This is a genomic window from Methylobacterium sp. 2A, assembly GCF_009806555.1.
In the GTDB taxonomy this organism is placed as follows: domain Bacteria; phylum Pseudomonadota; class Alphaproteobacteria; order Rhizobiales; family Beijerinckiaceae; genus Methylobacterium.
This window is the reverse complement of record NZ_VUOK01000045.1, coordinates 134,607-158,940: the sequence shown is the minus strand read 5'-3', so window position 1 is coordinate 158,940 and position 24,334 is coordinate 134,607. Positions and strand designations below refer to the sequence as shown.

The 24,334-nt window shown below is 68.0% G+C and carries 35 protein-coding genes; 12 read left to right on the top strand and 23 right to left on the bottom strand.

Translation table 11 applies throughout. From position 1 onward, the window contains the following. The first annotated feature begins 8 nt into the window (after positions 1–8). Positions 9–776 carry a helix-turn-helix domain-containing protein gene (locus tag FVE89_RS20750; RefSeq protein WP_160536137.1) on the top strand — a complete coding sequence of 256 codons (768 nt, stop codon included), beginning with the start codon at positions 9–11 and terminating at the stop codon, positions 774–776. 26 nt (positions 777–802) lie between these two features. Here FVE89_RS20750 and FVE89_RS20745 read toward each other — a convergent pair whose 3' ends face one another. Beyond that, the gene (locus FVE89_RS20745) at positions 803–2,104 is read right to left on the bottom strand and encodes an MFS transporter (RefSeq protein ID WP_160536135.1); all 1,302 of its coding nucleotides are present in this window, start codon (positions 2,102–2,104) and stop codon (positions 803–805) included. A 50-nt stretch (positions 2,105–2,154) separates the two neighbouring features. Then, the gene (locus FVE89_RS20740; protein ID WP_246731058.1) at positions 2,155–3,150 is read right to left on the bottom strand and encodes an enoyl-CoA hydratase/isomerase family protein; all 996 of its coding nucleotides are present in this window, start codon (positions 3,148–3,150) and stop codon (positions 2,155–2,157) included. On the opposite strand from FVE89_RS20740, the gene FVE89_RS20735 reads away from it, so the two are divergent. From FVE89_RS20735 to FVE89_RS20710, 7 genes are all read left to right on the top strand, one after another. Next, positions 3,149–3,505 carry an acyl dehydratase gene (locus FVE89_RS20735; RefSeq protein WP_246731057.1) on the top strand — a complete coding sequence of 119 codons (357 nt, stop codon included), beginning with the start codon at positions 3,149–3,151 and terminating at the stop codon, positions 3,503–3,505. The genes FVE89_RS20740 and FVE89_RS20735 overlap by 2 nt on opposite strands. Then, positions 3,505–4,782, top strand: a complete 1,278-nt coding sequence (locus tag FVE89_RS20730; RefSeq protein WP_160536130.1) for a CoA transferase — start codon at positions 3,505–3,507, stop codon at positions 4,780–4,782. The genes FVE89_RS20735 and FVE89_RS20730 overlap by 1 nt, the downstream gene beginning before the upstream one ends. A 49-nt stretch (positions 4,783–4,831) precedes the next feature. Beyond that, positions 4,832–6,019 (top strand): acetyl-CoA C-acyltransferase, encoded by a 1,188-nt coding sequence (locus FVE89_RS20725; protein WP_160536128.1) that lies wholly within the window; start codon positions 4,832–4,834, stop codon positions 6,017–6,019. A gap of 82 nt (positions 6,020–6,101) precedes the next feature. Then, complete coding sequence (locus FVE89_RS20720) at positions 6,102–7,469, top strand: MFS transporter (RefSeq protein WP_160536126.1); 1,368 nt, start codon at positions 6,102–6,104, stop codon at positions 7,467–7,469. Positions 7,470–7,538: 69 nt separating this feature from the next. Continuing rightward, positions 7,539–7,886 (top strand): hypothetical protein, encoded by a 348-nt coding sequence (locus tag FVE89_RS31560; RefSeq protein WP_342389711.1) that lies wholly within the window; start codon positions 7,539–7,541, stop codon positions 7,884–7,886. A 1-nt stretch (position 7,887) separates the two neighbouring features. Continuing rightward, entirely contained in the window at positions 7,888–8,181 is a 294-nt protein-coding gene (locus FVE89_RS31555; RefSeq protein WP_281408995.1) for a hypothetical protein, read from the top strand. Between the two features lie 63 nt (positions 8,182–8,244). Further along, entirely contained in the window at positions 8,245–8,937 is a 693-nt protein-coding gene (locus FVE89_RS20710) for a nitroreductase (protein WP_160536124.1), read from the top strand. A 705-nt stretch (positions 8,938–9,642) separates the two neighbouring features. On the opposite strand, the gene FVE89_RS20705 is transcribed toward FVE89_RS20710, so the two are convergent. From FVE89_RS20705 to FVE89_RS20690, 4 genes are read right to left on the bottom strand one after another with little or no spacing between them, the layout of a single operon-like run. Then, positions 9,643–10,350, bottom strand: a complete 708-nt coding sequence (locus FVE89_RS20705) for a hypothetical protein (protein WP_160536122.1) — start codon at positions 10,348–10,350, stop codon at positions 9,643–9,645. Beyond that, complete coding sequence (locus tag FVE89_RS20700; RefSeq protein WP_210254065.1) at positions 10,350–10,805, bottom strand: hypothetical protein; 456 nt, start codon at positions 10,803–10,805, stop codon at positions 10,350–10,352. The genes FVE89_RS20705 and FVE89_RS20700 overlap by 1 nt, the downstream gene beginning before the upstream one ends. Continuing rightward, positions 10,805–11,308: a three component ABC system middle component gene (locus FVE89_RS20695; protein ID WP_160536119.1), complete on the bottom strand. Its 504-nt coding sequence runs from the start codon at positions 11,306–11,308 to the stop codon at positions 10,805–10,807. The genes FVE89_RS20700 and FVE89_RS20695 overlap by 1 nt, the downstream gene beginning before the upstream one ends. Beyond that, complete coding sequence (locus FVE89_RS20690) at positions 11,308–12,477, bottom strand: ABC-three component system protein (RefSeq protein ID WP_160536117.1); 1,170 nt, start codon at positions 12,475–12,477, stop codon at positions 11,308–11,310. The genes FVE89_RS20695 and FVE89_RS20690 overlap by 1 nt, the downstream gene beginning before the upstream one ends. A 668-nt stretch (positions 12,478–13,145) precedes the next feature. On the opposite strand from FVE89_RS20690, the gene FVE89_RS31690 reads away from it, so the two are divergent. Beyond that, the gene (locus FVE89_RS31690) at positions 13,146–14,579 is read left to right on the top strand and encodes a tyrosine-type recombinase/integrase (RefSeq protein WP_043074449.1); all 1,434 of its coding nucleotides are present in this window, start codon (positions 13,146–13,148) and stop codon (positions 14,577–14,579) included. Positions 14,580–14,660: 81 nt separating this feature from the next. After that, a complete protein-coding gene (locus FVE89_RS20680) occupies positions 14,661–15,224 on the top strand; it encodes a metallophosphoesterase family protein (protein WP_043074448.1) in 564 nt (187 codons plus the stop codon). Here the strand turns inward: FVE89_RS20680 and FVE89_RS20675 are convergent. The 9 genes from FVE89_RS20675 to FVE89_RS20635 all read right to left on the bottom strand — a co-directional run bounded on the left by FVE89_RS20675 (position 15,221) and on the right by FVE89_RS20635 (position 19,119). Then, positions 15,221–15,703, bottom strand: coding sequence for a hypothetical protein (locus FVE89_RS20675; RefSeq protein ID WP_052516919.1), 483 nt, complete (start codon positions 15,701–15,703; stop codon positions 15,221–15,223). The two genes, FVE89_RS20680 and FVE89_RS20675, sit on opposite strands and share 4 nt — an antisense overlap. Positions 15,704–15,767: 64 nt before the next feature. Further along, positions 15,768–16,442 carry a hypothetical protein gene (locus FVE89_RS20670; RefSeq protein WP_043074447.1) on the bottom strand — a complete coding sequence of 225 codons (675 nt, stop codon included), beginning with the start codon at positions 16,440–16,442 and terminating at the stop codon, positions 15,768–15,770. A 93-nt stretch (positions 16,443–16,535) separates the two neighbouring features. Beyond that, positions 16,536–16,817 carry a hypothetical protein gene (locus tag FVE89_RS20665; protein WP_043074446.1) on the bottom strand — a complete coding sequence of 94 codons (282 nt, stop codon included), beginning with the start codon at positions 16,815–16,817 and terminating at the stop codon, positions 16,536–16,538. Positions 16,818–16,909: 92 nt separating this feature from the next. Next, a complete protein-coding gene (locus tag FVE89_RS20660) occupies positions 16,910–17,419 on the bottom strand; it encodes a hypothetical protein (RefSeq protein WP_059409973.1) in 510 nt (169 codons plus the stop codon). A gap of 114 nt (positions 17,420–17,533) precedes the next feature. Continuing rightward, complete coding sequence (locus FVE89_RS20655; RefSeq protein WP_160536115.1) at positions 17,534–17,683, bottom strand: hypothetical protein; 150 nt, start codon at positions 17,681–17,683, stop codon at positions 17,534–17,536. A 98-nt stretch (positions 17,684–17,781) separates the two neighbouring features. Continuing rightward, positions 17,782–18,303 carry a hypothetical protein gene (locus FVE89_RS20650; RefSeq protein WP_059409974.1) on the bottom strand — a complete coding sequence of 174 codons (522 nt, stop codon included), beginning with the start codon at positions 18,301–18,303 and terminating at the stop codon, positions 17,782–17,784. A gap of 2 nt (positions 18,304–18,305) precedes the next feature. Further along, a complete protein-coding gene (locus tag FVE89_RS20645) occupies positions 18,306–18,542 on the bottom strand; it encodes a hypothetical protein (protein ID WP_043074443.1) in 237 nt (78 codons plus the stop codon). Further along, complete coding sequence (locus tag FVE89_RS20640) at positions 18,539–18,778, bottom strand: hypothetical protein (RefSeq protein ID WP_043074442.1); 240 nt, start codon at positions 18,776–18,778, stop codon at positions 18,539–18,541. The genes FVE89_RS20645 and FVE89_RS20640 overlap by 4 nt, the downstream gene beginning before the upstream one ends. Next, on the bottom strand, positions 18,775–19,119 hold the full coding sequence (locus FVE89_RS20635) for a hypothetical protein (protein ID WP_245337773.1): 345 nt from the start codon (positions 19,117–19,119) through the stop codon (positions 18,775–18,777). Before FVE89_RS20635 ends, FVE89_RS20640 begins: the two co-directional genes overlap by 4 nt. Before the next feature lie 185 nt (positions 19,120–19,304). On the opposite strand from FVE89_RS20635, the gene FVE89_RS20630 reads away from it, so the two are divergent. Together FVE89_RS20630 and FVE89_RS20625 are read left to right on the top strand one after the other, a co-directional pair. Further along, positions 19,305–19,778: a hypothetical protein gene (locus FVE89_RS20630; RefSeq protein WP_312892895.1), complete on the top strand. Its 474-nt coding sequence runs from the start codon at positions 19,305–19,307 to the stop codon at positions 19,776–19,778. Positions 19,779–19,875: 97 nt separating this feature from the next. Next, the gene (locus FVE89_RS20625; protein ID WP_052516918.1) at positions 19,876–20,499 is read left to right on the top strand and encodes a hypothetical protein; all 624 of its coding nucleotides are present in this window, start codon (positions 19,876–19,878) and stop codon (positions 20,497–20,499) included. Between the two features lie 75 nt (positions 20,500–20,574). Here FVE89_RS20625 and FVE89_RS20620 read toward each other — a convergent pair whose 3' ends face one another. The 8 genes from FVE89_RS20620 to FVE89_RS20585 all read right to left on the bottom strand — a co-directional run bounded on the left by FVE89_RS20620 (position 20,575) and on the right by FVE89_RS20585 (position 24,326). After that, positions 20,575–20,883, bottom strand: coding sequence for a hypothetical protein (locus FVE89_RS20620; RefSeq protein ID WP_043074441.1), 309 nt, complete (start codon positions 20,881–20,883; stop codon positions 20,575–20,577). Between the two features lie 466 nt (positions 20,884–21,349). Beyond that, positions 21,350–21,781, bottom strand: coding sequence for a hypothetical protein (locus FVE89_RS20615; protein ID WP_043074440.1), 432 nt, complete (start codon positions 21,779–21,781; stop codon positions 21,350–21,352). A gap of 121 nt (positions 21,782–21,902) precedes the next feature. Then, complete coding sequence (locus tag FVE89_RS20610; protein WP_059409976.1) at positions 21,903–23,021, bottom strand: RNA ligase; 1,119 nt, start codon at positions 23,019–23,021, stop codon at positions 21,903–21,905. A 1-nt stretch (position 23,022) separates the two neighbouring features. Further along, the gene (locus FVE89_RS20605; protein ID WP_043074439.1) at positions 23,023–23,262 is read right to left on the bottom strand and encodes a hypothetical protein; all 240 of its coding nucleotides are present in this window, start codon (positions 23,260–23,262) and stop codon (positions 23,023–23,025) included. Between the two features lie 36 nt (positions 23,263–23,298). Next, a complete protein-coding gene (locus tag FVE89_RS20600; protein ID WP_043074438.1) occupies positions 23,299–23,526 on the bottom strand; it encodes a hypothetical protein in 228 nt (75 codons plus the stop codon). A 2-nt stretch (positions 23,527–23,528) separates the two neighbouring features. Then, positions 23,529–23,690, bottom strand: coding sequence for a hypothetical protein (locus FVE89_RS20595; RefSeq protein WP_160536113.1), 162 nt, complete (start codon positions 23,688–23,690; stop codon positions 23,529–23,531). Positions 23,691–23,893: 203 nt separating this feature from the next. After that, positions 23,894–24,130 (bottom strand): hypothetical protein, encoded by a 237-nt coding sequence (locus FVE89_RS20590; protein ID WP_043074437.1) that lies wholly within the window; start codon positions 24,128–24,130, stop codon positions 23,894–23,896. After that, the gene (locus FVE89_RS20585) at positions 24,123–24,326 is read right to left on the bottom strand and encodes a hypothetical protein (RefSeq protein WP_043074436.1); all 204 of its coding nucleotides are present in this window, start codon (positions 24,324–24,326) and stop codon (positions 24,123–24,125) included. The genes FVE89_RS20590 and FVE89_RS20585 overlap by 8 nt, the downstream gene beginning before the upstream one ends. Positions 24,327–24,334: the final 8 nt, after the last annotated feature.

Below are 24,334 nucleotides of genomic sequence, written 5' to 3'. Positions count from 1 at the left end.
CGCGGATCATGGCCAGACCGCGCAAGCCGAAGCCCGAGGGGCCCCAGGTCAAGTCCGCCACGCGGGTCTTGGACATCTTGGAGTATTTCGACCGCATCGAGCGGCCCGCCACCGTGTCCGAGATTTCCCGTGCCTTGGAGATCCCCCAGTCGAGCACCTCGATGCTCGTGGGATCCCTGATCGACCGGGGATATCTCGCCGACACGGGCGATGGGCGCGCTGTCGTTCCGACCGCCCGCGTTCCGCTCCTGGGACGATGGGTCAATGTCGGGGTTACCGACGGCCGGATCGCGCAGATGATGCACGATCTCAGCCTGCGGACGGGCGAGACGGTGCTGCTCGGCATCGCTACGGATATCGTCGCCACCTATATCGATGCCATCCCGGCCACCAAGCCGATGCGCCTGCACATCACGCGCGGCACCGTGCGGCCGCTCGCGACATCCGGCATGGGCGTGCTGCTCCTGTCGGGTATGAGCGACGAGGAGGTGGAGGCCCGGATCGCGCGGGTGAACCGGGTCCGCGAGGGGCGCGACGAGCCGCTGGTCGACCTTGCCGCCGTGGGGGCCGAGATCGCCGCTGTCCGGGCTCGCGGCTACTCCCTGTCGATGGACCGCGTGGCGGCGGGGGCCGGTATAGTCGGCATGCTGCTGCCTGACTCGGTGGCGGGTCAGCCGATCGGGCTCGGCCTCGGCGGGTTGTCCAGCACCATCGAGGCCCAGTCGGAATTCCTCGTCGCCGAACTGCGCGCGGCCATCGCACGCCATCTCGGCTGACGGGCGCCGTTTCCGTCCCGTCCCCGTCATGGCCGCGCCGGGGCCTGGTCGATGGCCCGGAGGTCACGACCCCTCGTCTCCGGAAGGCAGAGGGCGGCGACGAACATGATGCCGTAAGCGACGCTCGCGAACAGTGCCATCGCAGTCGCGAGCGGCATGACCGACGAGAGGTATCCGACCAGCGTCGGGGTGAGGGCGCCGAGCCCGCGCCCGAAATTGTAGCCGAAGTCCTGGCCGGATCCGCGCAGGTGGGTGGGGAACAGCTCCGTCAGGAAGGCGCCGAGCCCGGAAAACGCCCCCGAGGCGAAGAAGCCGAGGGGGAAGCCGAGCACCAGCATCACACCGTTCGAGATCGGGACTTGCGTATAAACCAGCACGATGGCGCAGGCGCCCACCGAGAAGGTCAGGAACAGCGGGCGCCGGCCGTAGCGATCCGCGAACCACGCCCCGTACAGGTAGCCCGCGAAGCTGCCGAGGATCAGGACGGTGAGGTAGTCGGTCGAGTTGATGACGGTGAGACCGCGTTCGACCTTGAGGTAGGTCGGCAGCCATGTGGTGATGGCGTAGTAGCCGCCCTGGACACCGGCCACGAGGACGGCTGCGAGCATCGTGGTCCCGACGATGCTGGGGGCGAAGATGGCGAGCAGGCCGGGCCTGCGCCTGTCCTCCACGCCCGCCCGCGCCGTCTCGGAGATGGCCGGCTCGGCCACGTTCCGGCGCACGTAGACGATAAGCAGGGCAGGGAAGATCCCGATCAGGAACATGGCGCGCCATGCGAGTTCGGGCTCCAGGGCCGAGAAGACCACGGCTTGCAGCAGCACCGCGCTGCCCCACCCAACCGCCCAGGCGGACTGGATCGTGCCGACCGCGCGGCCCCGGTATTGCGGCCCGATCGTCTCGCCCATCAGCACGGCGCCGGCCGCCCACTCGCCCCCGAAGCCGATGCCAACGAAGGCACGGGCGATGGTGAGCTGCGTGAAATCCTGCGCGAAGGCGCAGAGGAAGGTGAAGAGGGAGAACCACAGGACGGTGATCTGCAGCGTGCGCACCCGTCCTATCCGGTCGGACAGGTAGCCCGCGAGCCAGCCGCCGACAGCCGAGGCGAGGAGCGTCAGCGTCGTGGCGAAGCCCGCCCAGCTGCGGTCGACGTGCCAGGTCGCGATGATCGTCGAGAGCACGAGCGGGTAGATCATGAAGTCGACGCCGTCGAGCGCCCAGCCCGTGAAGCAGGCCCAGAAGGCGCGCCGCTCAGGCGGAGTCATATCGCCGTAGAAGCTCGTGAGCTTGGTGTTCGCTATCGGAACGCTGGGGACCGGGGCCGCATCCATCGCATCTGCTCCCTGGATCGCCCGCCGGGTGTCCTCAATCCGTCCGTGGGTCAGGCCGACGCCTGGTCGTGTGAGGCCGCGTGCAGCATCGCTTTCCAGGACACGATCGCGTCCCGGAAGCCGGGCTCCGTGAGCGAGCGCAGGCGCTCCTTGGTCAGGCGGGTGGCGGTGGCCGGGCGGGACCCGAGTTCCGCGGCGAGCGCCAGGGCCTCGGGCAGGACGTCGGCCTGCGGCACGATCCGATTGAGGAGGCCCATCGACTTCGCCTCCTCGGCGGGCATGAGCCGCCCGGTCATCACCAGTTCGGCGGCCCTAGCGGGGCCGAGGCAGGCATGGAGGATCCACGGTCCCATGCTGCTCGGGATGCCGTTCTTCAGTTCCGGCTGGCCCACCCGCACGCCCGGATGCCCGATGCGCAGGTCGCACATCAGCGCTGCTTGAAACGACGAGCCGGCGGCCACGCCGTTCAGGGCCGCGATGATCGGCTTGCCTAGGCCCCGCAGCGCTCCGAAGAAAACCGCCCACTCGTCGATCCAAGCATCGATCTTCGCACCGCCGGAGGGCCGTTTCTCGCGGAGGTCCTGCCCGGCCCCGAATGCGCGTTCGCCCGCGCCGGTGAGCACGACGGCCCTCACGGACGCGTCGCGGTCGTAGGCATGTAGCCAATCCGCGATCCGCCGACGCATCGCCGCGTCCCAGGCGTTCATGACCTCCGGCCGGTCGAGGGTGATAACGCCGATCCCCTCACGACTCTCGGACCGCACCCCCTCGGACATGCCGTTCCCTCCCAGAACGTCGTACATCGGGTACTTGATCATATATGCGATTAATAAAATCGCATTGACGATTTTGTATCGGAACGCGTAGGCTGAATACAAGATGGCCGGAATGAACAATCTTGGAGGAAAGATGGAAGCCAGCCCCGCAATCCCGACCGTTGGTCTTGGGCTGCCGTGGGAAGACACGCCGGTCGGATTCCGCTTCAAGACGATCGGCCGAACGATCTTCGATGCCGACATCACGGCCTTCATCGGCGTCACGGGCATGGTCGAAGTCTTGTTCACGAACGCCGAGTACCTGCGCGAGCGTTCGCTCTACGAGGGACGCCGGCTTGTGCCCGGCGCGCTCGTCTATTCCTTTGCCGAGGGTCTGCTGATGCAGTCGGTGGTGCAGGGCACTGGCCTCGCCTTCCTGGGCATGGAGCTGTCCGTCGAGGCCCCCACTTTCTCCGGCGATACGATCCACGTCGAATGCGAGGTTCTGGAATCGCGGCCGACCACGAAACCCGGCCGCGGCCTGGTCAAGACTCGCAACCGGATCATCAATCAGCGGGGTGAGTGCATCATCGTCTACAGTCCGGCCCGGCTCGTGAAGGGCCGGGAGAGCCTCGGGGGCCTCTAATGGGGCCGCTTTCCGGCATCCGCATCGTCGACATGACGACGGTGATGATGGGCCCCTCGGCGACGCAGGCGCTCGCCGAGATGGGAGCGGACGTCATCAAGATCGAAGCACCAGGGGGAGACGGGGTGCGCAACATCGCCCCCGGTCGCCATCCTGGGATGGGCGGCCTGTTCCTCAACAACAACGCGAACAAGCGCAGCCTTGCGGTGAACCTGAAGCGGCCGGAGGGGCGCGCCGCCCTGCTGCGGCTCGTGGAGACGGCCGACGCACTGGTCTACAACGTCCGCCCCGCCGCCATGGAGCGCCTCGGCCTCTCCTATGACGCGGTAGCGGCCGCCCGGCCCGACATCGTTTATCTCGGCATGTTCGGCTACGGCCAGGACGGCCCCTACGCCGCGCGCCCGGCCTACGACGACCTGATCCAGGGTGCCGCGATGATCCCGGCGCTCGTCGCGCAGGCCAGTGGCTGCGAACCGCGCTACGTGCCCAATGCCATCGCCGACCGCATCGTCGGGCTTAGCGCCGTGAGCGCCCTGTGCGCCGCGCTCTTTCACCGGGAGCGCACGGGCCAGGGCCAGCGCATCGACGTGCCGATGTTCGAGACCATGACCGCCTTCGTGCTCGGCGATCACATGGCGGGCCGGACCTTCGACCCGCCCCTCGACGGGGGTGGCTACGCCCGGCTCCTCGCCCGCGAACGGCGCCCGTTCCGCACCCGCGACGGCTACCTCTGTGCGCTTCTCTACAACGACACGCAATGGCGGTCCTTCTACGCGGCGATCGGGCAGGCCGAGCGCTTCGAGGCCGATCCGCGCCTGACCACAATGGCCGCCCGCAGCGTCCACATCGCCGACCTGTACGCTGAACTGGCGACGATCTTCGCCGGCCGGACCACGGCGGAGTGGGCGGTCCTTCTCGACGAGGCTGACGTTCCGTTCGCGCCGATGCACGACTTCGAGACGATCTTCGAGGATCCGCATCTCAAGGCGATCGGGTTCTTTCGGACCGAGGAGCATCCCACCGAGGGATGCGTGCGCCGCATGCGGACACCCAGCCTCTGGAGCGAGACGCAACCGATCCTCGACCGTCCGGCTCCCGCCTACGGCGAGCACAGCGTCGAAATCCTGAAGGAAGCGGGCCTCGCCAGGGATGAAATCGCCGCGCTGATCGACGGTGGGAGCGTCGCTGATGGGGCCGCGCGTCCGGTGACCGCCGTGGCTACGGAGCCGGTCGGGCCCCAACGCATGGACACGCTCAAGGCCGCCGATCCGGTGTAACGCCCCCGGGCGGGCTGGATCGGGAGAAGGATGGCAGGAGGAGGATGCAATGACGGATGACCCCATCGCCATCGTCAGCTTCGCCCGCACGCCGATGGGCGGCTTCCAGGGCGAACTCTCCGGGGCGACGGCGACAGAGCTCGGATCGGCCGCGATCCGCGCCGCAGTCGAGCGGGCCGACCTGTCTGGCGAGGACATCGATGAGACCCTGTTCGGGTGCGTGCTGCCGGCCGGTCTCGGGCAGGCGCCGGCCCGGCAGGCCGCTCTAGGTGCTGGGCTGCCGCGCGCCGTCGGGTGCACCACCGTCAACAAAATGTGCGGCTCGGGGATGAAGGCCGTGATGATGGCTCACGACGGCCTGATGGCCGGTTCCATCCGGGTCGCCGTCGCGGGGGGCATGGAGAGCATGTCCAACGCTCCCTACCTGCTTGAGAGGGCACGCAGCGGCTACCGGATGGGTCACGGCCGCGTGGTGGATCATATGTTCCTCGACGGGCTGGAGGACGCATACGACCCCGGCCGGCTGATGGGCACCTTCGCGGAGGATTGCGCCGAGGCCTACCAGTTCACCCGGGAAGCCCAGGACGCCTACGCGCTCGCCTCCCTCGACCGCGCGCAGAACGCGATGAGCGAAGGCGCGTTCTCCAGCGAGATTGTGCCCGTGTCGGTGAAGGCGGGCAAAGGCAAGCGGGACGTGACGGCCGACGAGCAGCCGCCCAAGGCCAAGCCCGACAAGATCCCCTCGCTGAGGCCGGCGTTCCGCGAAGGCGGCACGGTCACCGCCGCCAACAGCTCGTCCATCTCCGATGGCGCGGCGGCCCTGGTCCTGATGCGCCTGTCGGAGGCCGAGCGGCGCGGCCTCACACCGGTCGCCGCCATTCGCGGGCACGCCTCCTTCGCCGATGCGCCACACCTTTTTCCGACAGCGCCGGTCGGCGCCGTGCAGCGTCTCGTGGAGCGGAACGGATGGTCGCTCGGCGATGTCGACCTGTTCGAGATCAACGAGGCCTTCGCCGTCGTCGCCATGGCCGCCATGCGCGATCTCAGCCTGCCGCACGACAAGGTCAACGTCCATGGCGGCGCCTGCGCCCTCGGACACCCGATCGGCGCCTCGGGCGCGCGCATCCTCGTCACCCTGCTCGCCGCCCTCGAACGCCGTGGGCAGCGCCGGGGCATCGCGGGGATCTGCATTGGCGGCGGCGAGGCGACGGCCATCGCCGTCGAGCGGCTGAGCTGAGACGGCGTTACCGCAAAAGGCGGGGCACCGAACCGGGCCGGACCGCTCACAAGATGCGGCCGGCTGTATTGGGAGGAAGGCCATGCAGCAGGTTGCCGCCGAAGGAGACCTCAAACGAACGGCTGCAGCGGAGGGCGCGCGCACCACGCGGTTCCGCTGGGTTCTGATGGTCCTAGTCTTCGGGATCTACACCCTCGCCTCGGCCGACAGGGCGAATGTCGGCATCGTGCTGCCGTTCGTGAAGGCCGAGTTCGGCATGACCAACACGGAGGCCGGCGCGGTCATCAGCCTGTTCTTCGTAGGTTACTCCGTCGCGCAGATCCCCTCGGGCTTCCTCGTGCGGCGGTTCGGGGTGCGCAGCACCTTCCCGATCTTCATGCTGCTCACCTCCCTTTTCACGCGCCTTCTCGGCACCGCCGGCTCCGCTTTCGCGATGAAGGCCAACCGCCTCGCCCTCGGCCTCGCGGAGGCGCCCCTGCCGGTGGCTATCCTCTCCATGCTCAACCGGTGGTTTCCACCACAGGAGAAGGGCACCGCCGTCGGGATCTTCCTCGCTGCGGCGAAGTTCGGGCCTGTCCTCGTCCCACCCATCGGGGCCGTCATCATCACGGCCTATGGCTGGCCCTACGTCTTCTACTTCTGCACGCTTCCGGGAATCGTGTTCTCGATCCTCTGGTTTGGGCTGGTAACCGACGATCCGGGGCGCAACCAGTTCGTGTCCGAAGGGGAGGCCAACCACATCCAGGCCGGCCCGCGCACGGCCCCCAGTCCCGAGACCACCACTGCGGCGGCGGAACCGCGCTGGATCGGCCGCCTCGACCGGCTGGTGCGGGCGCGGGTCGTCCGCCCAATCATCACTGCCCGGGAGACCTTCGCGAGCCCGCACATCTGGGGCCTCGCGACCGGATACTTCCTGATGAGCGGGATCATCACGGTGATCCTATCGTGGCTGCCGACCTACTTGGTCACGGTCAAGCATTTCTCGATCATGAATGTCGGCTTCGTCTCCTTGGCGCCATTCGTCGGTGGCGTTCTCGGCAATCTCGTCGGCGGGTGGTTCTCGGACCGGATCGTGGCCAAGCGGCGCAAGCCGACGATCCTCATCAGCACCATCTCGACGGTGTTCATGATGTACGCGCTGGTGCACCCCCCGAACGATCCGCCAACGCTGGCGGCCCTCCTCATGCTGACCGGGTTTCTGCTGAACCTCGGCTACTCGGCATTCACCGTATATCCGGCGGGGCTGACCACGAAGGAAGCCTATCCCCTGGCCGTGTCCGCGGTGAACACCGGTGGTCAAGCCGGGGCCGCCCTCCTGCCGTTCGTCACGGGGGTGATCCTTGATCACTCCGATTGGGACCATGTGTTCCTCTTCCTCGGCGGCGCTTCGCTGGTCGCGCTGACCGTCATGATGACAATCATCGACCCGATCGAGCGGCGCGCCGCTTAGCAGAACAAGCCTCAAAGCAACGAAGGACACGTCGAATCCGATAGTCGCGGTGCACCCGATGCCGTCCTCGTGCAGGACGAGTGGCGGGCCCTTATCGCCCTGCCGATCCCCATGTCGAGCGATGCGCTGGACCGGCTCGGCGAGATGGTGGGGCCGCACCGCTACGACGGGCAAGGCAAGCTTGTCGGCACCGCCCTCACCATCATGACCCGTCCGGGACACAATCTCGGGATGCACGTGACGATGACCCTGATGAAGCTTGGACACGTCCTCGTCGTCGGTGGCGGCGGGGACCTGAACAACGCACTTTGGGGCGACTTGATGCGCGCCTATGCGGTGTCCCGCGGCCGCGCGGGTTTCGTCATCAATGGCGCCATGCACGATTCCGCTTGCTTCGCGACGGGAGACTTCCCCTGATATGCCCCTGGGTTCGTCCACCGGGGCCTACAAGTCAGGGCCGGTCCGGCTAAACGTGCCTGTCTGCGTCGGCGCCGTTGTGAACCCCGGCGATGTGCTGGTTGGGGACGAGAACGGCCTCGTCGCCTTCCCGCAGGAACAGGTGCCGATGCTGACCGAACGCGCCCAGGCGAAACTGCGCCTAGAGCAGGCCATCATGGTCGGGATCGACGGCGGAGCCGGGCGGCAGGACTGGCTGCACGACACGCTCTGGACGCTGCGCTTGGAGAAGTGTCCGCCGCTCTCGTCACCATAGGTGTCGAAGCGAGGTGCCGCCTAGGGTGCCGCGGTACCTGGCCGAAGCAGGGAGAGGCATTTGATGCATGAGGTCCCCAACGGGTTCGACAGCGTCGCGGAGGCGATTGAGAGCCGCCGCAGTGTGCGCGGCTTCCTCGACCAGCCGGTAGAGCAGGGTCTGATCGAGCGCCTGCTCGTCTTGGCGGGCCGAGCGCCGAGTGGCAGCAACATTCAGCCTTGGAAGTTGCACGTGCTGACCGGGCCGGCCCTCGCCCGCCTGACCGAGGCCTTAACTGCGGCCCATTCCGCGGGCGAGCCGGAAGCGCGGGAATACGAGTACTACCCGACCCGATGGCGCGAGCCCTATCTCGGGCGCCGCCGCGAGATCGGCTGGCGGCTCTACGAACTCGCCGGGGTCGCGCGGGGCGATCACGAGGGGTCGCTTCGGCAGCGTGGGCGCAACTATACGTTCTTCGGCGCGCCTGTCGGTCTCATCTTCACCATCGATAAGGACCTGGAGCAGGGCAGCTGGCTCGATTACGGGATGTTCCTTCAGACCCTGATGATCGCGGCGCGCAGTGCCGGGCTCGACACCTGCCCCCAGGCGGCCATTGCGAGCTACCCGGCCATCGTGCGGCGGGAGGTCGGCATCCCGGAGGATGAAACCATCGTGTGCGGGATGGCCCTGGGGTATGCCGACCCGGATGAGCCGACCAACGCCCTGCGCGCCGACCGCGCGGCAGTTTCGGCTTACGCGACGTTTCACGCGGAGTAAGCGCTGGAATGGGCCGGCAGACATCACGCCCAGGTCGGCGCCTCGCCTCGCGGCTTCGACGGGCCTTCGACGTCGGGGCTAATTTGTTGGGTTCGCCCCACTTATCCGCCACTCCGCCCGTCCCATGTGGTCGGTCATGAGCAACACCCTGGTTCTGTCGAGAGCCACACCCACAAGGCGTCCCTGTGCTTTTTTGTCGGCGTTGAGAAGCGGTCAGCACGTTGACCGGCTCGCCTGCGGGCTTCCCGCCGCTAAACGGCACGTGGATGAGAGGCCGAGCGCCCGAAAGCCCTGCTATGTGGTGATAAGCGACCTTACCGGCGTCCTGCACAGAAGTCTGGTGCTGGCGCGACTCCGATTGCTGATCCAGCCGCATTGATGTCCGCTCCGGGCGCAAAGCTGTCGGACGTTCGCTGGGATTGAGCGCCTGCTTTTTGGATTCCGCCACCCGAAACCGGACCGTCTGGAAACCACCCAGCCTTGCCGCCTGGAACGCCGCGGATGGTTCTCCAGGCCGCTCGCTCAGACTGAAGCGGCAACTCAAACACCGCCGGAAATTGCTGTTGCCTCTTCACGCAGCGTCCGGTGCGAGGCGAAGCAAAAAGATTCGCGGGAGCTTTGCATCGGCTTGACCGACAAACATTGCACTCCGAGGCCGACACACTCGCTGCACACCCGAGATCCGCGGTTAGCGATATCAAGGATTTATAAGGACGTGTGCCGACAAACTTCGGCTACCAGCACACCCAGCTGGATCTCGATGCCGTCGAGGGCATTGCACAGCATGACGATCTGCTCGCGTCCCCCGGCTCCGGCCGCTGCGAGGGTCGTGGAAGGTTCATCAACCAGACGGGCTCGGAGCCAGCGCGAAAGCTCGAGCCGTTCGCGCTGCATGAACAAGGCATCCGCATAGAGCGCGCTGCTCTCCGTGAGCCGCGTGATCTCCTTCAATCGAAGCCTATGTTCGGCCAACCGGGATGCCGAAGCCGTCTCCTCCCGGCGGAGGCGCTCCAGCCGGGACAGGGTTGCGTCCATGCCGGCCATGCCCGGCCTAGGCGGAGCCGACGAGGTCCCGACGCGGCGCAGCAGACCCAGGATCCGGGGCCAATCAGTCGGAAGGGGTGGACCGGGGGGCAGAAGTCCGAGTTCGACGGCTTCGCGCAGCCATGCCTGCGCCTCGGCCTGCCAAGCGCCTGTGGCGCCCTCTACGGCACGAAGCTCGCTCTGCTTGCGCCGCAACGTCCGCATGGCTCGATCGAGATCGTGGCGTGCCATGAGAACCTTCGCCGTCACCGCGTCGAGCACATACGGAAAGATGGTCTTGAGCTTCTCGCGGTGTTCGAACGTGTCAGCCTTGAAGAACAACACGTCAGGGTTGGCGACGATGTTCTGCGGCTGGAAGATGAAGGCCATCAGATCCCAAAACTCGGTCGCGCCTTGAACGAGCCGTCGCCCCCCGATTCGAAATCGAGGCCCGTCAAGCCGGCGAGGCGATTGAGCATTGCCTTGACCGTCTCGACGTTCGTGTTCTTTCCCGGGATACGCGCCGGGACCACGAATTCGGGTCCTTCGAGGACGAACATGTCGTCCGTGTTCTGCTGATCGCCCGGTTCTCTCCGAGCGAGCAACTTGCGGCCTTCGAGCGTCTCGATCACGACGCCGAACCACGAACATCGCTCCCTTATGGTTCCGACCGGGATCGCGCACTTCTCTGCGCAGAGGCAGTAGTCGACGATCGGGATGACGGCCGACTTGCCCGTCTTCGACGCTCCGGTGATGACGTTGATCGCACCGAGTTCGAAATTCAGTTCGCGCAACGGGGCCTGTACGCGGGGCCAAAGGATCAGCTTGGACAGTTGGAAATACATCAGAACCGCACCGCCAGATGCGTGCCGACCTGTGCCGGACCCACCATCGCAAACCAATGGCCGAGCTTTTCCGCCGCCGAGGCGATAGGTTTGAGGCCGACAGGCAGGTCGGGACGCCGGATTCCGATTGTGTTCGAGCGCATGCGTGCTTCCGCATGATCGAGTGTGGCCAAGCCCGTCGCTGCCGCCACCCCGATGGCCTCCAGGGACAATCCGCGCATGGCCAGGGCGCGCGTGTGGACGGCAAGGAGGTTCTCCCGTTCCTGGCCTAGTTTCGCTGCGAAGAGGGCGAGGCCGGAACCTGTCCGAGTCGATTCGACGTGTCGCACGGTCGGCTTGTGCAGAACAATCGGGAGAACGAGGAACGATAACGGGACGAGGGGAGGCGAGCCGCACTGATCCTGATGACCGACACCGAACCGCCACAAGGCATATGCGCCCAGGGCGGTGTTATGGATGATGCCGATCTCGTCCGGAATCGCGGCGCCTCGGCGGTAGGACATCAGGATCCGTCAGAGTGCAGCAGGGCCGCGTAGTCCGGATGCCAGCCTATGCGGAAGTCGTCGGCGAGAGCGTTGAGGCACCCATGAACGAAGTGCCCCGGCACGGCTCGTCCCTCCAGCGCAGCCTCGATCCGACTGCTTTGACGATAGGCCAAACGCCCTCGCACCACCCCGGTTCGGTCCGTATGAGTGTCCTCTATCTCACCGCGGATCGCGGAGTGGCGCCTGATCAGATCTTCGTCCCAAAGGTCCAGGCTGCCGGGATAGAGGAGACCTTGTTCCGCCCACATCGTCTTGTCCGCCGACGTTCGTAGATAGTCGCTTACCGCACGGGACGTCTCGTCCAGCCCCACATCGATGATCTCGAGCTGGCGGACGAAAGTGGGTCGGACGGCCAGTACGGCTTCGATGTCGTCGGGCACGGGCTTGGGCGCCAGGGAGACCAGCAGGTCTGGCAGGTTGTGCCTTCGAACGAAGGAGCGAAACTGGCGCTTGTAGACATCGCCTTCGATGATCGCCGGCTTGCCCTGACGGATCAATTCGTCGGCCAATTCCTTCGCTATGCCGATGGCGCTCCTGGCTATGGGCAACGCGAGTTCCGGCGGGACCGTCACCTCGATGAGTTTCAGCAACGGCGAAACGGGAGACTGGTCGCGGTTCTCCAGGCGGAACCGAGCGATCACGCATGCTCGAAGGTTCTTGTCAGCGGCCAGATAGCTTCTCAGATGCGATGCGCATGCGGCGGATGTCGCGGAATTCTCGAGCAGTCTTCCGACCTTCGCGTCGATCGAAGCCGCCTCCTCTTCGGTCCGGGCTTCGTGAAGCGCCTGGACCAGCTTTCCTGCCCGCGTCGGCACCACGTAGAGGCTGAAACGCGCCTTCAGAACGTCGATGCCGCCACGCCCGCATCCCTCGAACCAATGCGAGAAGGTCTTCCAGAGATCGGCCGCCCTATCGGACACCGGATTCTGCTTGAGGGCGCTCTTGCATTGCTCCAGCAGGACCGAGCCATTCGGGTAGTGAACGGCGACATCGTCGAGGTGCTCGAGCGAGACGAGCGCTCCCGGTGGAGCCGTCAGAAGATGATGGCAGAGCCGCACTGGCTGGAGCGCGAAGCCGAGATACTGGCCAGGCGCCGCGTGCGCGGCTGGCTTCGAGGCGATATTCATTCCGTACCCTGAGGAATAGTTCCGCAAGGAGGAGGGGAGCTCAATCTCCCTCGGGACACGCGTCACCCGATTGCTGTCGTCCTCGGCAGAAGCGGAAGAGCAATTCTCGTCCCGATAACGGTCTCGGCGACCGCCGGGCAGGCTTCGCCGGATCATGCTTCCGGTAAGGCGCTGGGATGCGACGATGGATCGTCCGCTGACATACGGACGGCACGCCTCTCATTTCCGCGTTCGGATGGGGAGGACCATACCGTCCTCGACCTCCGCAATCGGCGGCGGCAGGTGCTTCGCGGGGATACGTGTCGCGCGGCGTGGTTCCTTACAACCGACCGATACACATCGGATCGAAGGAACGAGGGATCCTTCCCATCTAGCGAATCAGCTGTGAGGCGAGACCCGCTGCTTCATACAGACGCTCCTTTGATCGATGGAGCCGGCACCGCTTCATGGGGACAAATCGGGGGCAAACCACAAAATAGACCCAGAAAAAATCCAACGATCACAATGTTTTAGGCGGGGTTGAAACGTTATGGCGGAGACGGAGGGATTAGACCCCAAGCATCGCTTAACCGATTCTAGGATAAGCAAGCCCCGGCGATTGCACGGAATCGCGGTTCGAGATAGCGGTACGACTGCGGTACGAACCCCCTCCCGAGGACGTCCATCCAGTGCCCCGCAGAACCAACACAGGCGTGCGCTACCTCGCCGAGTATAAGGGGTACTACCGCGTGACGATGGCGGTCCCCCGGCAGCTCCAGGACCAGCTCGGCCAGCGCCTCGTCAAGGGGCTGGACACGCAGTCCCTGCTCATCGCGAGGGCTCGCGCCCCGCAGGTCATCGCCGAGTTCAAGCGCCGGATCGAGGATGCCTGGACGGCGCGCGGAGGCAAGAAGCACAGCCTCCTCGCCGAGGCCCTGGAGGTCCGGGGCATGCTGCAGGACGCGGACGAGGACATGGAGCACTTCCTCCGCCAGGGCATGAACGAGCGCATCGACAAGATCCTCAGCAAGGGGGCGACCTACAAGACGGTGTGGAACCCCGAGCTCGGCCCGGACGAGATCCGCATCCCCACGAAGGAGGCCCTGGCCGAGGCGGAGGAGTACCGGCAGATCGTCCGTGGGAGCACGCCGATCGCCTACCACCACGAGTCGTTCATGCGGACGCTCAAGATCGCGGACCGGTCGAAGCTCGACGAGCCGCGGGCGCTCGGGATTTTCCTGGACTGGCTGTCGACCCGGAACCCTCCGATCCAGCCCTTCATCGAGAACGTGACCCGGCCCGTCGCGCTCCGGTACATGGACGAGATGCCCGCCTACACCGGGCTCGCGTGGGGATCCAACGCGAAGTATTTCGGGAGGCTCAAGTTCTACTGGTCTTGGCTGTCGAAGCGGGGCTTCGCCAAGGGGAACCCGTTCCATGACCTGACGATCGCCAAGGACAAGGTCGCGCACGACGAGGAGGAGCGGGCGTTCACGGACTCGGAGATGCAGCGCCTGTTCATGGGCGACCCGCCCGAGGGCAGGTCCATGCTCGACGTCATGTGGGTGGCGGCCCTGACCGGGGCCCGGCTCGACGCGGTGATCGACCTGCGCGTCGGCGAGTGCGACGACGGCTGGTTCACCTTCAAGCCGCAGAAGAAGGAGAAGTCTTCGCGCGACGTGCCGATCCACCCGGACCTGCTGCCGATCGTGCGCCGGCGCATCGAGGGCAAGAAGCCCGACGACGACCTGTTCCCCGAGTGGCCGGCCCCCAAGCCTCCCTCGGTCAAGCCGCGTTCATCATATTATTCGAAGAGGTTCACCAAGTATTCGCGTGATATCAAGGTTCGTGATGAGCTGGAAGGCAAGAGAAGGTCTCTAATCAACTTTCATTCATTCAGAAGATGGTTCATCACGAAGATGGAGCGCGCGGCCGTCCCGGGCGACCTCATTGCGGCCATCGTCGGCCACAAGCGGTCCGGGCTGACGCTCGGCCGCTACAGCGACGGCCCCGAGATGGGGGCCGCCATAGAGGCCATCAAGAAGGTGCGGATGCCCCCGCTCGACGGCAGCGTCGTCATCGAGGACCGCAGCCTTACACCGCGCCGCAGGAGGCAAGCATGAAACCGTTCCCCCGTTCGAATCCCGACTCCTCCGCCAAACCCTAGGGCCTCGCAGGGGGTCCGCCCCCTACGGATCCTCGCCATGACCATTTTCCTGACCGCCGACCAGCACTTCGGGCATTCCCAAATCGCCAGAATGTGCGGCCGCCCCTTCGACGACCGCGACGCCTCGGCCATGAACGAGGCCATGGTCGCGGCCTGGAACGCCCGGGTCCGGCCGGCGGACGACGTCTGGCACGTTGGCGACTTCGCCATGAGGCTGAAGGCGGGGCCGCTGCGCGAGATCTTCGACAGGCTCAACGGGACGAAGCGCCTGGTCCGAGGCAACCACGACCACCGCGACACGCTCGACCTTCCGTGGGCCGAGCCGCCGCGCGACCTCGTCGAGACGACGGTCGAGGGGCAGAAGCTCGTCCTCTGCCATTTTCCTATGCGCGCGTGGCGGGGGTCGATGGGCAGCGCCATCCATGCCTACGGCCACGTGCACGGCCTGTTCGAGCCGACTCGGCTGAGCCTGGACGTCGGCGTGGACGCATGGCCCGGCATGGAACCGGCCAGCCTCGCCCAGGTCGTCGCCCGGGTCGAGCGGTCCGAGCTGGAGCCGGAGGAGCAGCGGCTCGTCCGGGAGCGGCGGGAGAGGGCTTAGAGCAGGTCCTGCCCGCGCGTCTCGCTCCAGTCGACCGGCCCGGCGGCGAGGACCTGCCCCACGAAGGCGTCAAGGTCGAAGTCTTCCTCAGGGGCGGCCTCGGCCGCGGGCGACCCAGATTCGCGCGGTGGCTCGCCGTCCGACCCGGGCTCGCCTTGGGCCCCGGGCGGGGCCCCTGCATCGTCGGCGGCGGCATCGAGGGTGGCGGCCCGCGTCCGCAGGTCGGCCGCGGCGGCCCGGGCGATCGCCGGCAGGGAATCGACGACCCACTTCGGGACTGGCTTCGCCGCATCGGTCTCCAGGAGCCACTGCGCCACGCGGGCGCGCCCGATCTCGCGACCCGTCGCCTCGTGGATCGCCTTGGCGAAATCGGCGTGCCAGGTCCCGGTCCTCGCGCCGAAGGACGCATCCCCGATCCGGCGGACGAGGTCCCGGCGGCGTCCGCGCTCTCCCGCGTCAGTGAACTCGCGCGCTCCCATCGGTACCTCGTCGCCCCTTAGTGAACGGATCGTATCACCAACTGGAGGAAGTGAACACACGCGTTCACCAGACGAGTGCCTCCATCGCATCGGCGTCGTCGTCTGGCAGCTGCACCGGCCCTCCGAGCATCGCGGCCTCGCGCGCATACGCGGGTGCGACGAGGTCCCAGAGGTCCGGGGCCAGCACGGAGAAGGCGGGCACGACGACGGCGGCGCCGAGCTCGAATTCCTCCGCCACGTGACGGGCGGCCTCCAGGGCGACGCGTGCGTGCTCGGCGCACGATGCCCTGCTCGTCTCCACCCGGGCTCGCATGGCCGCCGCGACGCAGGCCTCGGCTTCGGCGATTGCCGCCCGGCACAGGGCGGTCCCGTTCTCGCGGAGGCGCGCGTGCTCCGTGCTGCCGCCGGCGATGTGCGCCATCGAGCGGCCGGCGCAGAGGGCCGACACGTTCGGGACGGGCACGACGCGTTCGGACGCGTGGCGCACCCTTCCCCTCGCCACGTCCCGGATCTCCCGCGTCCGCAAGGCCTGGGCGAACCTGTTCAGCGCCGGTGTCAGGCGAGGGGATTCGACGGCCACGAACAGCGTGTGGCTCGGACCCGAGGGACGGATCGGCCCGTACAGCGACGTCACCCCATGCAGCAGGCGCAACGGCGCGCTTTCGTGGTGCTTGAGCGACGTGACGGACGCGGCCTCGCGGAGCGCCCTAAGCAGCGTGTAGTGACAGGTGCGTTCCATGACCGCCTCCGAATGGCATCGGCCCTTGTCGGGACGGCCCTGGCCGAGGGCGGTCCGGAGAAGGGCCGGGGCACGGGGCCCCGGCTGCTGGGTTCAGTCGCGGTAGTTCCCGAACCCATCGCGGGGGCGGTCCCAGTCGTGCGCATCCTCACGCTCGTCGCGGGCGATGCGGGCGTCGTCGGCGGCCTCGCGGTACGCGACCTCGGCGCGCTCCTCCGCGGCGGATGCCGCAGCGATCGCGTCTGGGGTGCCGTGGGCGAACGCGGCGGAGGAGGCGTCCCGGGCACGGACGAGTTCGCGGTAGGCGGCCGCGCTGGCGGCCTTGGCGGCATCGTAGTTGGCGCGGGCACGAGAGTGGGTCTGGGAAGATGACACGGGTGTCTCCGAAGTTGGCGGGGCGGCTCGGCTGAGGCCCGTGCGAGGCCGGCGAGATCCGCGGAATCGCGGCGCCGGCCCCGAGGCGGGCGTCAGTCCACGCCCTCTGCCAGGGCAGCAACGTCCGGGACGTACAGGCGGGCATCGGTCACGCCGACGTAGCCGTCGGCCATCGCCTTTTCGGCAACCTTGCGGGGGCAGTCATGGATCACGACGACCGCGTCCACTACGGTCCGCCAGTTGGCCCTGGAGCCGCCCGACGTGACGGATCCCTCCAGGCGGACCACGCCCTCGCCGAGCTTGGCGCTCGAGTCCCGCCCGAAGGCCCGGGCAATGACCCGGCCGGCGACCTCGACGGGTCCCTGCCAGCTGTCCTTCTCGATGTGGCACTGCAGGGAAACGGTGTCCGGCTCGCCCTCGCCGTCGCCGCCGTAGGACCGCTTGAGTGCGGCCCGGACCAAGGCCTCGTTGCGGGCGTCGACGCGCCAGGCCGGGGACTCCCAGCGGCCGCCCATGTCTCTGAGGCGCTTGTTGAAATTCGTGTTCATGTGCGGCGTCTGCACCAACAGGTCGGTGCCGGACTTGGTGATCTGAATGGCCACGTGGCGTTCTCCGAGATCGTGCCCGCGAGGTCGGGCGGGTGGGTAGGCCCCTCGACGAGCCGCCCTTGCGCGAGGGCGGCTGGTGGAAGGGCCGGGGCGAACCCCCGGCGGTGGTCAGAGGACGGTGGGGAAGGGGAGGACCTCGCCGGTCACGGGCAGCTCGACGAGCTCGGCGTTCTTGGCCTCGACGATCGCCACGAGGGCGTCGAGGGGGATCTCGATCGAGGTCTGAGGGATCGTGGGGGTGGTGGTGGGCTGGGTCATCTTGGCCTCCGCGAGAAGCGTTCTGCTCTCTCAGTGAACATAATGGTTCACTGAAACGGAGGCAATGGGTAGGTGAACGTTTTTGTTCACCATGTCGCTCAGGCGCCACCCCTGCCGCCAGCGCCGCCCTCCGCCGCTTCTCTGGCCAGGCGGTTGCGCCGCCTGGTCTCTGCGGCGCGGCGGGCGGCCTCGCGCCGTTTCTCCGCCTTGTGCAGATACTCGGCGTCATCGACGTCGAGCCGAGCGAGGGCCTCGCGGGCGTCGCCGGTCAGCAGGGCGAGATCGGGGTAGCGCCGCCAGACCCTGCGAGCCCGGTCGTAGCCGATCGGGACTTGGCGCTCTCCGTCAAGCAACCGCACGCGCTGGGGGGCACCCGGCGCGAGCGGCGGCGGGAACCAGAGGCCAGCGCGGCCGCCGTCGAACAGCAGGACTTCGGCGGTGAGGCCTCCGATGGCGTCGTGTTCGATGGCCGTCACGAGGACGACGGGGAGAGGCACCTCCGGCGGCACCCAGGGCAGCGCCAGGCGGAGCAAGGCCTTGACCAGGGCGTCCTCACCGGGGGCGACGCGCTCGACGACGAGCAGGTCGTCCAGCGCGGGGATCAGGGATTCCTGCGGCATGGCTACTCCCCCCACCGGATGCCGGTGCGGACGCCGGCGAGCCAGGCGAGGGCGCCCAGCGCGACGTACGCCCAGCCCCACGTCCCGACCCAGACGACGGCCATCAGCTGCGGGCTGTCGGTGCCGAACAGCGCGACCCCGGCCGGCGTGAGCGTGCCGGCCGTCAGCAGCCGGTCGATGGGCTCGCCCGCCGCGGCGGCGATGCCCTCCCTCAGGGCGGAGCGGAGATCGGGAATCATCGGACCGCCCCCGGCTTCGCGGGCGCATCGACGGGGCCGTATCGCCGCGGCAGCTCGGCGAGGCCGAGGGCGGCCAGGACGCGCTCTCCCGGATCCCGCTTCCCCGCGAGGACTTTGCCGACGTAGCTCTGGTTGATCTCGTGCAGCCGCGACCAGACCCTCTGTCCGCCCGCAATCCGGACGGCGGCTGAGAGCACGATGCGGACGTCCTCGTCCGTCAGGGGGCGCCGGCTCACGACCGGGACTCCCGCAGCGCCTCGCGGCCCCGCTCGTCCGTGGGCAGGCCGTGCCGGGCGGCGGCCTTGGCGATCGTGCTGGGCTTGCAGCCGTAGGCCGCGGCGATCCGGGCGATCGGGATGTCGGTGTGCGCCAGGGCCATAGCGAGCGCCTGGGCGTTCGGCGCGCGCCCATTGGGCTTCCCGATGCCGAGCCGCCGGCAACGGTAGGCGACGCGGTGCTCCTCGACGCCGTGCATCCGCGCGATCGACGCCCTGGTCTCACCCACATCCAGGAGCTGGCGCAGCAGCGCAGGCGGCGCCCGGTACTCCCCATCCCTTATGTACATCGGCGCGCCCATCCCCTTGCCTCCCGGTCCCTTTGAGTCCACGATTGGCCTCAGTGGTACGAGATGTAATCGCAAATTTTGCGGTTAGAAAGGGTTCTACGATAACGAACGCGCCCCATGGTGAATCGAGGCTGAGTCCTGCCCAGGACTCGCCCCCGGCGTCCGGGACGGTGACGGTAGTGATGAGGGCCGGGGCCGTGCTCCGGCCGGTCCTCGTGTGGAGCGGGACGCGCACGCGCCTGGAGGACCGGCTGGTCGCCGGATTCCAGAGCTATCCCAAGCGGCCGCACTACATCGACGAGGCGCAGACGACGTGGAAATCCGCGCACGACCTGCCCGTCGGCGCGGTCGTGACGACCGCGCGCCAGACGCCATGGGATGACGATACGTACCTGGTCACCCCGGACGGCCTGAATGCCATCACGCGTGCCCAGGCGTGGGACATCATCGACCCGGCCGGCGCCGAGGACAGGGCCGCCGAGCGCGAGCACCACCACCGCGCCGACTTGGAGGCCCTGCCGCTGCATCTCACCCGATTCGTCGGCCACCACGGGTTCCAAGACGGGGTCCACCCGGCCGGGAATTCCTATTATTTCGCAGAGAGATGCACGCGCCGGCAGGCTTTCATGCGCCGGGCCACCCGGGCGGAAATCGCGGCCCTCGGTGGCTAGTGCGCGCCTGCGCGCTTTGTGGCTCTCATGGCGGAGTGCTCTGCTCCGGATGAGGGGCCGGCGCCAGTGACCGCGCCCCCTACGCACAGGGGTTCACATGTCCTTCTTCGCCCGCCTCGCCTCCATCTTGGCCCGCATCATGGGCGGCCTGGGCACCGCCGTCGGCTACGGCCTGCAGGTCCCCGGCGCGCTGCTCAGGAGCGTCTTCCCGAACCCGGCGCTGACGCCCCGCCGCGTGGCCGACGACGCCGTCGCCGAGGACGACGCCACCGACCCGGGTTTCAACTTCGAAACCCCCGGGTTCGGGCTGTTCGTCCAGCACGCCGCGCAGGCGCTCAAGGATGGCGGGGAGGCCGCGTTCGCAGAGCATGTGCCCCACATCTCGGAGCCCGTCGCCGACTGGCTGCGCAGCCTCAACCGGGCCGAGCTCGCCAAAGTCTGCAAGGTCGCGGTGCCGGATCTGACGCGCCACGTCGCCGCCAAGACCGTCGCCGAGGGCTCGCCCCTGCTGCCGTCCTACGTCCGATTCGTCGAGCAACAGTCGGCGGCAGAGGCGCGCAGGACGGTCGAGATCGCCGTGATGGCCGCGAAGGCCCGGACCTCGTTCAAGACGATGGAGGCCGAGGTGGCCGCGATGGCGAAGCGCGGGCCGCGCCCGATCGCGGAGCCGACATGGGACGAGCGCCACGACCTCGGTGGGGCGCGCCCCGCCTTCCGCTGAGCCATCCCCAGGAACGAAGAAGGGGCCCGCCGGTCATCCCGGCGGGCCCCTTCTCTTTTGGCGGTCCCCGGCGGCTCAGATGCCCAGGGCTTCCCGGAGCGCCGCCGTCATGTGCCTCTCCTGCGCCAGTGCCTGCCGCAGCGCCGCGATCTCCGCCTGGGCGGCCCCAAGGCGGGCCTCGGCCTGGGCCGCACGCCGGAGCGCGCCGCGCTGCGCCTGCCGGGCCTCCTGGAGGCGGATCGCCAGCTCCGTGACCGAGTCGACGGCCTGCTCGCGGCGGATCCGGTGCTCGGCCTTGGCGATGGCGATGCCGAGGCCGATCGAGCTTCCGACCCTGGCCATCGTCCCTGTGACCTCGATCGCCGCTGCCGTCCCCATGCTCATGGCCGTCTTCCCTTGTTCCGTGAGCCCAGGAGAATCGAGTGGGAGTCCCGGGTCAACGGGGGTCCGCTGGCCACGGTTAAGGGATCCCTGGCCGGGCCGCGGGCCGACGTGCGCCCGACGTCGGGCCGACGTCGGCCTTAAATAGCCTTTCTGTAATTTTGTATTCAGCCCGATAAGCGACTCTCGCGACTCGGGAAATCGACGTTTTCCGAAATGGCTAGGTACAAGAAGCGCGTTACTAGGGGTTCAGGAGCGTTCCAGGCGGGGTGTCCCGTATTGAATCAGGAAAGCCCCGGTCGCGGAAGCATGGGCGAGCGTTACTCGTCTGTGGATAAGCTGCGTTGCAACGGGGGGTGGACGTGCGTTGCAACGCGATTTCCGGTCAGGCACTCCCTCGTTACACAATAGGCAGGTAACGGTAGGACAACTCGTCGGCGTGAATTTCACTCGCCTCCGGAACGATGGCCTAGACGTGGGTGCCCGCGATCCCGACAGCGACCGTGGCCCCGAATAGCGCAGCGCCCGTGTTGACGAACTCGATCAGCGACCCCGGCGACACGAGAAGGGCCCCGGCCCCTGTCAGCGGCATGCTCCCTCCGCCTGCGGGGATCGCGGCCGGGGCGACGGTGGCTCCGTCGACGTGGATCTCGAACGTCGTGGCCGGCGGCGAGGCGGCCGAGGTCGGCGAGGGCAGCAGCACGATCCCCGAACCGGTCCAGGCCAGCGGGATCGAGATCGGGGTCGCGAGCCGGCGCACCGCGCACGTGCCCGCCGGGATCCGGTTGGCCGTCACGTCCACGGGCGAGCGCATCGAGAGTTGACGCGAGCGCGAGAGGACGGTCTCCGACGTCCAGTAGGGATAGCCGCCCGGGTCCACGCTGCCCGGCGCGCTGCCCACGGGGATGACCCTGGTCGGGTCGGTCCAGACTGCATCCAGCCGTGGCGGTGGATGCGACCGCCAGACTCGGCGATGGGGATGGCCCGCTCCAGGGTCATCAGTCCCTCGACCATGCCCATGGTCAGGCCTCATCATCCAGCATGCGGCCCATGGCGTAGGACGGCACGTAGCCGTCGAGGACGTTCCCGCTCGGCCTGATGGCCCGCAGCATCGCCGTGTAGACCTTGCCCTTCAGCACCCCTCCGGCCTTGCGGTAGGCGAATAGGAACGGCCGCACGTCCTCGGGCTGAGCCGCGAGCGTCAGGCCGAGCTCGCGGTCAGACAGGTGCTCGACAGCCTTGGCGGCGGCCTGGATCTTGGCGGCCAGCGCCATGGCACGGCCATCGAGGATTCTGACGATCGCGTCGAAGTCCCCCCAGAACTCCTCGGGCAGGTCGCGGCGCTTGTCGTCGAGCGGCAGACCGGCGTTGAGCACGTCCCACACGGCGAGCGGCGTGCAGCGCGAGATCAACGCGTGGATCCGCTTGTACTCGGACCCCTTGATCTTCAGCCGCGTGCCGTCGCTGAACCGGACGACGAACCCCTCCATGGTGCGGGGCATGTCGCCGGCGATGCGGACGAGCTCCGCGATCGACTGGAACGGGTGCCTCCACGCTACGAAGAACCCGGTGGCGTCGCCGACCTGCAGCATCTCGGACCTGTCGAGCTCACGTCCGGTGTCATCGTAGGCGCCCAGGAAGACCAGCCCGGAGGTGACGTAGCGGACGACGATCACGTTCTCCGGGTAGAGCGCCTCGAACAGGTAGGTGGTGCCGGGCACCAGGGCCGAGGTGTCCCGGGCATCGAGCCAGGCCTGCGCCCATGCCGCCTGGGTCGAGACGAAGGCGCCCTTGGTCGCCGTGCGCCACCGGCCGGCGTGGTGGAAGGCGATGATCAGGCTGCCGTCGAGCTTGTCGAAGGCCTCGAAGGGTAGGTCCGGCGCCACGCCCCGGCGCTCGCCGAGGTTGAAGAAATTCGGGAACGGGGTGGCCACGACGGCTTGCTCCGCCGGGTCGACGATGAGGCCGCGGGCCACCAGCGAGAACGCGTCCCAGGCGTCGTCGTACACGCACCGCTGGGTGTAGCAGTAGATGTGCAGCCCGGTCTCGGGGCACTCCTTGCGGCTGACGAGGCCGCGACCGCGCGCAGCCTCCAGGCCCGCGACGAGGTCGGCATAGGGGATCGTGCGAGCGGGGTGCATCTCAGCCTCGTGCTTCGTGGGTGGCGGTGGTGATGGCGGTGGCAGCCGGGGCCAGTCCGAGCTCACGCCGCAGGTCATCCCGTGCCGCGAGCAGGCCGTGCCGGTAGGCCTGGTGCGCCCACGGCAGGATCCCCTCGGGCGGCTCGGGCTGCCACGCGGCGAGGTCCCGCTCGTAGCCGTCGAGCTCCTGCCTCGCCGTGGCTGCCTGCCGGGCGGCAAGGCGCTCCTGTGCACGTGTCATGGATCGCTCCTGAGGGAGGGGCCCCGATTGAGGCCCCTAGCGCGCCCGCTTCCGCTTCGGCTGCCGGTCCGTCTCCGCCGGCGGCAGGCCAAGCTTCCGGCGGAGCTGGTCCCTGCGCTTGACGAAGGTGGCGAGGTCCAAGGCGAGGAGCGCCGCGGGGATGCCGGCAGGCGGCTCGTCCCTCACCTTCCGGACGGTCTCCTCCATCTCGGCCAGCTCCTGGCGCCAGCGGCTCTCGGCGAGGCTCTCGTCGAAGATCGGCATGGTCAGCGCTTCCTTCTCTTGGCGGTTTCACGGAGGATGTCGGCGATGCCGTCCCGACGGGGCCGGGGACGCTCTGCGGCGGCCAGCGCGCCCACGAGGACGACGGCGAGGACGAGCACCAGGGCGGCGCCCCAGATGACGAAGTCGAGGGCGAGCTCAGCCATCGCTGCGCTTGCTCCAGGCGATCGCCTTGCCAATGGCGACGCCGATCGGGACGGACGCGACGGTCCAGACAGCGATGACCTCGGGCACGGTCACGGGCGGCTCTCCCGGCTATGGGTGGCGAACAGGGCCAAGGCGACCGAGGCGAATAGGAGGGTCGCTCACGGCAGGGTCACGATGAGCAGGAGGGCGAGGCCGGGCGGGCTCACCACGCGCAGGCTCCGGCGGGCTCAGGCTTGGGGACGATGCCGAGGGCCTCGTGCCGGGCGGCGAGTCTGTCCTCGATCGCGGCGATGCGGTCCTCGACGGCACGGGCCCACGCGGCAGATGCGGCGTACCGGACGGTGTCGCGGTCGGCCTTCCACGCCTCCAGGCGCGCCACGAGCTCGGCGGTCGTCAGCCGGTCCAGGAACTCGTCGCGCGGGAGGGCGGAGCTACGCATCGCCGCCGACCACGACATAGGTGACCCGGCGCTCAACCCCGACCGAGGCCAGCAGCCTCGGGCCCGGCGTACGACGTCCCTGCAGGACGTCCCGGACGTGGACCTCGCTCAGACCGGCCTTGCGCGCGAAGGCACGGACGGAGCCAACCGCCGAGACGAAGCTGATGATGCGTGCGAGTACGGCGGCTTGATCCATGTCCGGGC